This is a genomic window from Streptomyces sp. CO7 (genome assembly GCF_053474865.1).
The window spans coordinates 118,845-125,330 of record NZ_JBRIOU010000004.1 but is presented as its reverse complement, the minus strand read 5'-3'; the positions used below and the strand labels follow the sequence as shown (position 1 = coordinate 125,330).

General features: G+C 72.9%; 5 protein-coding genes. 4 read left to right on the top strand and 1 reads right to left on the bottom strand.

Features of this window, described 5'->3' with window-relative positions; translation table 11 throughout:
* On the bottom strand, positions 1–518 hold a 518-nt coding region (locus ACOV8S_RS13255; protein ID WP_448318025.1), incomplete at its 3' end, for a bifunctional DNA primase/polymerase.
* Positions 519–1,093: 575 nt separating this feature from the next.
* Between ACOV8S_RS13255 and nsdA the strand changes: the two genes are divergently transcribed.
* The 4 genes from nsdA to ACOV8S_RS13235 all read left to right on the top strand — a co-directional run.
* The gene (gene nsdA, locus ACOV8S_RS13250) at positions 1,094–2,563 is read left to right on the top strand and encodes a transcriptional repressor NsdA (protein ID WP_448318024.1); all 1,470 of its coding nucleotides are present in this window, start codon (positions 1,094–1,096) and stop codon (positions 2,561–2,563) included.
* A 289-nt stretch (positions 2,564–2,852) separates the two neighbouring features.
* A complete protein-coding gene (locus ACOV8S_RS13245; RefSeq protein WP_448318022.1) occupies positions 2,853–4,178 on the top strand; it encodes an ammonium transporter in 1,326 nt (441 codons plus the stop codon).
* Positions 4,175–4,513, top strand: a complete 339-nt coding sequence (locus tag ACOV8S_RS13240; RefSeq protein ID WP_108954190.1) for a P-II family nitrogen regulator — start codon at positions 4,175–4,177, stop codon at positions 4,511–4,513. Before ACOV8S_RS13245 ends, ACOV8S_RS13240 begins: the two co-directional genes overlap by 4 nt.
* Positions 4,514–4,563: 50 nt before the next feature.
* Positions 4,564–6,486, top strand: a 1,923-nt coding sequence (locus ACOV8S_RS13235; protein WP_448318021.1) for a [protein-PII] uridylyltransferase, incomplete at its 3' end; no start/stop codon positions are given.

The following is a 6,486-nucleotide window of genomic DNA, read 5'->3' as shown; positions in this document are numbered from 1 at the left end:
CACCACGGCGGGCCCGACGTCGTCCAGGCCATCCGGTACAGCAGCGACGGCAGCTCCTCGGCCGCGCCGACGGCCACGAAGAACTGGGCCCCGCCCTCGGGGGTGACCGTCACCGGCCCCACCGGCAGCCCCATCCGCTCCAGCCGCACCACGGCCAGCCGCCCGGCGGCCTCCGGCACCTCGAGCACGTCGAAGGCCCGCCCCACCGGCAGCATCACCGCGGCGCCGGGATGCTCGGACCAGGCCTCGGCCGCGTCGTCCAGCGTGGACCCGGCGGGAACCTCCGGAGCGAACCCCAGCGGGTGCGCCCCCGGCGCGGAGCAGCCCGCGCGCCCGCACGAACACTCACCACCGGGCGCTGCCGCGCGCGCCCCGGGCGCCACGTCCCAGCCCCACAGGCCGGTGAACTCGGCGACCGCGGTGCACTCGGCGGCCCGGCCCCGCCGGCGCACGCCGACGCGCGCTCCGGACCGCGTGCCGGAACGGAGATCCCGCATACCGCCGATCGTGAAGCCCATGCCCCCTCCAACGGGTCCGCCGCGTGGCTGGTTACGTGCCGGAGGTCTGTCGTGACGCTGCGTTGCGACTACCCGCCGTATCGTCCCGGCTCGCCCGGTTCGCACCGCGCGTGGAAGCGCGCAGGGTGGCGAGACCGGCCTTCCGCGCCCCCTCCGCGCATCGGGCTCCCATCCGGTTTCCCGGACAGGTTTCCGACGGCGCGGGTCAAGTGAATCGCGGGTCGCGGCCGCGAGGTTCACCCGTAGGGGTGGCGAAAGGTGGCGTTTCCCGAACCAGCGTGGTTGAAGCGGTGACGGTGAGGCTACGTTGAGTGTGCAAGGCTTGTGGCACATGCCCGATCGAACTTGCCAGAAGCACCTTTCCGACGGCTCGCCGGAACTCCTGTGACCGCGATACGGTGACGGAGAGTGACGGCGTAGCTCCCCCGTGGAAGATGCGGCGGCGGAACCCCCCGCGGCTCGGGGAATCCGCCGAATCGAAGGACGGTCCGGCGGCATTCTGATAGGGCTGTTGGCAGGCACGACCGGGCCCGGGCAGGGTCCGACAGGTCTCAGGGATGGATGGGGGCGTTCCAGTGAGCGGCAACGGCGAAGGCGGGACGAACGCTGAGAAGCGCCCCAACGAGCTGCTCAACTCGTGGTTCGTGCGCAGCGGCTGGTCCAAGGGCGAGCTCGCCCGCCAGGTGAACCGCAGGGCCCGCCAGCTCGGAGCGAACCACGTGTCCACCGACACCTCCCGGGTCCGCCGCTGGCTGGACGGCGAGAACCCGCGCGAGCCGATTCCGAGGATCCTCTCCGAGCTGTTCTCCGAGCGCTTCGGCTGTGTCGTCGCCGTCGAGGACCTCGGCCTGCGCGCCGCGCACCAGGCGCCCTCGGTGGCCGGCGTCGACCTCCCCTGGACCGGCCCGCAGACGGTCGCGCTGCTCGGCGAGTTCTCCCGCAGCGACCTGATGCTGGCCCGTCGGGGCTTCCTCGGCACCTCCCTGGGGCTGGCCGCGGGGCCGTCCCTGATCGAGCCGATGCAGCGCTGGCTGGTGCCCTCGCCCGCCTCACCCGTGGAGCCGGCAGCCCACTCCTCCCACCGGCGCGGCGGCCTGTCCGGGCCGGAGCTCGACCAGCTGGCGAGCACCGTCGAGATGTTCCGCCAGTGGGACGCCCAGTGCGGTGGGGGCCTGCGCCGCAAGGCGGTCGTCGGCCAGCTCCACGAGGTCACCGACCTGCTCCAGGAGAGCCACCCCGAGGCGACCTCGCGCCGGCTCTTCGGCTTCGCGGCCGAGCTCGCCGAGCTGGCCGGCTGGATGAGCTACGACGTGGGCCTGCAGCCCACGGCGCAGAAGTACTTCGTGCTGGCCCTGCACGCGGCCAAGGAGGCCGGGGACAAGCCGCTCGGCTCGTACATCCTGTCCTCGATGAGCCGCCAGATGATCCACCTCGGCCGGCCGGACGACGCGCTGGAACTCATCCACCTCGCGCAGTACGGCAGCCGTGACTGCGCCGGCCCCCGCACCCAGGCGATGCTGTATGCGATGGAGGGCCGCGCCTACGCGAACATGGGCCAGCCCGGCAAGTGCAAGCGCGCGGTCCGGATGGCGGAGGACACCTACGCCGACGCGAAGGACTGGGACGAGCCGGAGCCCGACTGGATCGGCTTCTTCACCGAGGCCGAACTGAACGGCGAGAACTCGCACTCCTTCCGCGACCTCGCCTACGTGGCGGGCCGCAGCCCGATCTACGCCTCGATGGCGGAACCCCTGATGAGGAAGGCCGTCGAGCTGTTCGCCCAGGACCCCGACCACCAGCGTTCCTACGCGCTGAACCTGGTCGGCATGGCCAGCGTGCACCTCCTGCAGAGCGAGCCCGAGCAGAGCACGGTGATGCTCGGCCAGGCCATGAGAGTGGCCAAGAAGGTCCGCTCCGAGCGGGTCAACACCCGTATCCGCAAGACCGCCGACACGGCCGCCCGCGACTACAAGGAACTCCCCGCCGTCCGGGACATCACCCGCCAGCTGTCCGAGGAGCTTCCCGAGGCCGCCGCGGCGGTCTGACCTGCTCCTGGACCAGCCTCCCCCTACCCCGGCCGCGGCCGGCCTTCCCGAACCGCCCGACTCGGCTCCCCCCGCCAGGTCGTCGGAAGGCCGCCGCGGCCGGCTTCCGTGTGCCGTCCCCCAGTTCATGGACGCGTAACACGCACGGCTTCTTCGTCACCGGTGCGAAACAACGAGGGGTCATGGCCGAAACGGCGCTGCGTCAATCTCGTGGCGAACGACAGGCCCACCACCTCCCCATCCGCCCAGGTAGCCCGCACGGGCCGCGACCCACGACGAGGAGACGCCGATGGCACAAGCCATCACCTTTGCGGCTGACAAGATTTCGTCAGCCGACACAGGCTTCATGCTCATCTGTTCCGCCCTGGTGATGCTCATGACCCCGGGTCTGGCCTTCTTCTACGGAGGCATGGTCCGGGTCAAGAGCGCCCTCAACATGCTGATGATGTCCTTCGTCAGCCTCGGGATCGTCACCGTCCTGTGGGTGCTGTACGGCTTCTCCCTCGCCTTCGGCACCGACAGCGGCGGCCTCATCGGCTGGGACTCCGGCTACCTCGGGTTCAGCGGCATCGACAAGGGCGAGGTGTGGAGCGGCTACACCATCCCCACCCTGGTCTTCGCGGTCTTCCAGCTCATGTTCGCCGTCATCACCCCCGCCCTGATCAGCGGCGCCCTCGCGGACCGGGTCAAGTTCGCCGCGTGGTCCCTGTTCGTGGTGCTCTGGGTCAGCGTCGTCTACTTCCCGGTCGCGCACTGGGTCTGGGGCACGGGCGGCTGGGCGTTCGAACTCGGAGTGATCGACTTCGCGGGCGGCACGGCCGTCCACATCAACGCGGGCGCCGCGGCGCTCGGCGTCATCCTGGTCATCGGCAAGCGGGTCGGCTTCAAGAAGGACCCGATGCGGCCGCACAGCATGCCGCTGGTCATGCTCGGCGCGGGCCTCCTGTGGTTCGGCTGGTTCGGCTTCAACGCCGGCTCCTGGCTCGGCAACAGCGACGGCGTCGGCGCCCTGATGTTCGTCAACACGCAGGTGGCCACCGGCGCGGCCGTCCTCGCCTGGCTGATCTACGAGAAGATCCGGCACGGCGCGTCCACCACCCTGGGCGCCGCCTCCGGCGCCGTGGCCGGCCTGGTCGCCATCACCCCGGCGGGCGGCGCGGTCTCCCCGCTCGGCGCCATCGCCGTCGGGGCGATCGCCGGTCTGCTGTGCGCCATGGCGGTGGGCCTGAAGTACCGGTTCAACTACGACGACTCGCTCGACGTGGTCGGCGTCCACCTGGTCGGCGGTATCGTCGGCTCGCTGCTGATCGGCTTCTTCGCCACCGGCAAGGGCCAGTCCGACGTCGCCGGCCTCCTCTACGGCGGCGGCCTCGACCAGCTCTGGAAGCAGGCGGCCGGCGTCTTCGGCGTCCTCGCCTACTCGCTGGTGGCCTCCGCGGTCCTCGCCCTGCTGATCCACAAGACCGTCGGGATGCGGGTCGAGGAGGACCAGGAGATCTCCGGCATCGACCAGGCCGAGCACGCCGAGACCGCCTACGACTTCAGCGGAGTCGGCGGCGGCTCCGCCAAGAACACCGTCCCCGCCCGCGCCGAGAGCAACAAGGTTGACGCATGAAGCTGATCACCGCGGTCGTCAAGCCGCACAAGCTCGACGAGATCAAGGAAGCCCTGCAGGCCTTCGGAGTGCACGGCCTGACCGTCACCGAGGCCAGCGGCTACGGCCGGCAGCGCGGCCACACCGAGGTCTACCGGGGCGCCGAGTACACCGTCGACCTGGTCCCCAAGATCCGCATAGAGGTCCTGGTGGACGACGCGGACGCCGATCAGCTCATCGAGGTCGTGGTCAGCGCCGCCCGCACCGGCAAGATCGGTGACGGCAAGGTCTGGGCCGTACCCGTCGAGACCGCCGTCCGCGTCCGCACCGGGGAGCGCGGACCGGACGCCCTGTAAGGCAGCCAGAGGAAGCCCTGCGGGGCAGCCGGAGGAACAGGAGTCGCCGGGTGACGAGCACGGACACACGTGAAGAGACCGAGAACTCGGGACCCGGCGGCTACGCGGCGGCCCGGCTGGGCCTCCTCCAGGAGGAGGCCCGGTCCGGGCCGTCGCGCCGTAAGGCCCTTGCCGAACTCACCGACCGCTGGCTGGCCGGACTGTTCGCCGCCGCCGCGCCCGGCGCCCGTGGGCTCGCCCTGGTCGCCGTCGGCGGCTACGGCCGCGGGGAGCTCTCCCCACGCAGCGACCTCGACCTGCTGCTCCTGCACGACGGCTCCGACCCGGCCGCGGTCGCCGCCGTCGCCGACCGGCTCTGGTACCCCGTCTGGGACCTGGGCCTCGCCCTGGACCACTCGGTCCGCACCACCGCCGAGGCGCGCCGGACCGCCGCCGACGACCTCAAGGTCCAGCTCGGCCTGCTCGACGCCCGCCACCTGGCCGGCGACCTGACCCTCACCACCGGCCTGCGCACCGCCGTCCTCGCCGACTGGCGCAACCAGGCTGCCCGGCGCCTGCCCGAACTGCGCGACCTGTGCGCCGAGCGCGCCGACCGCGCCGGCGAACTGCGCTTCCTCCTCGAACCCGACCTCAAGGAGGCCCACGGCGGTCTCCGCGACGCCACCGCGCTGCGCGCCGTCGCCGCCTCCTGGCTGGCCGACGCCCCGCGCGAGGGCCTCGACGCCGCCCGCCGCACCCTCCTCGACGTCCGCGACGCCCTCCACCTCACCACCGGGCGAGCCACCGACCGTCTCTCCCTGCAGGAGCAGGACCAGGTCGCCGAACGCCTCGGCCTGCTCGACGCCGACGTCCTGCTGCGCCAGGTGTACGAGGCCGCCCGCGTCATCTCCTACGCCGGCGACGTCACCTGGCGCGAGGTCGGCCGGGTGCTGCGGGCCCGCTCGTCCAGGCCCCGGCTGCGCACGCTGCTCGGCGGCGGCCGCCCGGCCCCGGAGCGCACCCCGCTCGCCGAAGGCGTCGTGGAACAGGACGGTGAGGTCGTGCTGGCCCGCGCCGCCCGGCCGGACCGCGACCCCGTCCTCCCGCTGCGCGCCGCCGCCGCGGCCGCCGAGGCGGGACTGCCGCTGTCGCTGCACGCCGTGCGGCGGCTGGCCGCCGACACGGCGCCGATGCCGGTGCCCTGGCCCGCCGAGGCCCGGGAACAGCTGGTCACCCTGCTCGGCTCCGGCCGTCCCGCCGTGGACGTCTGGGACGCCCTGGACGCCGAAGGGCTGATCACCCGGCTGCTGCCCGACTGGGAGAGGGTCCGCTGCCGCCCCCAGCGCAACGCCGTCCACGTCTGGACGGTCGACCGTCACCTGATCGAGACCGCCGTCCGCGCCTCCCGGACCATCCGCCGGGTCGGCCGCCCCGACCTGCTGCTGGTCGCCGCACTGCTCCACGACATCGGCAAGGGATGGCCGGGCGACCACTCGGTGGCCGGCGAGACCATCGTCAAGGACGTCGCCACGCGCATCGGCTTCGACCGGCAGGACGTCGCCGTACTGGGCGCGCTGGTCCGCCACCACCTGCTGCTGGTCGAGACCGCCACCCGCCGCGACCTCGACGACCCGGCCACCATCCAGCTGGTCGCCGACGCCGTCGGCTCGCAGGGCACGCTCGAGCTGCTGCACGCGCTCACCGAGGCGGACGCGCTGGCCACCGGACCCGCCGCCTGGTCGTCCTGGCGGGCCTCGCTGGTCGCCGACCTGGCGGGCCGCGTCTCGGCGGTCCTGGCCGGCGAGCCGCCCGCGGGCCCGCAGCACGCCGCACCCACCGCCGAGCAGGAACGGCTCGCGCTGGAGGCGGTCGTCACCCAGGGCCCGGTGCTGTCGCTGCGCGCCCAGACGGGGGCGGGCGCGGACGAGGACGAGGACGAGGACAAGAACGAGGCCGGGCCGCCGGACCGGGCGGACCGGCGGCCCGGCCTCGTT

Coding starts and splice junctions, on each gene's coding strand:
- ACOV8S_RS13245 (WP_448318022.1), top strand. CDS start 2,853: ATGGCACAAGCCATCACCTTTGCGGCTGACAAGATTTCGTCAGCCGAC.
- ACOV8S_RS13240 (WP_108954190.1), top strand. CDS start 4,175: ATGAAGCTGATCACCGCGGTCGTCAAGCCGCACAAGCTCGACGAGATC.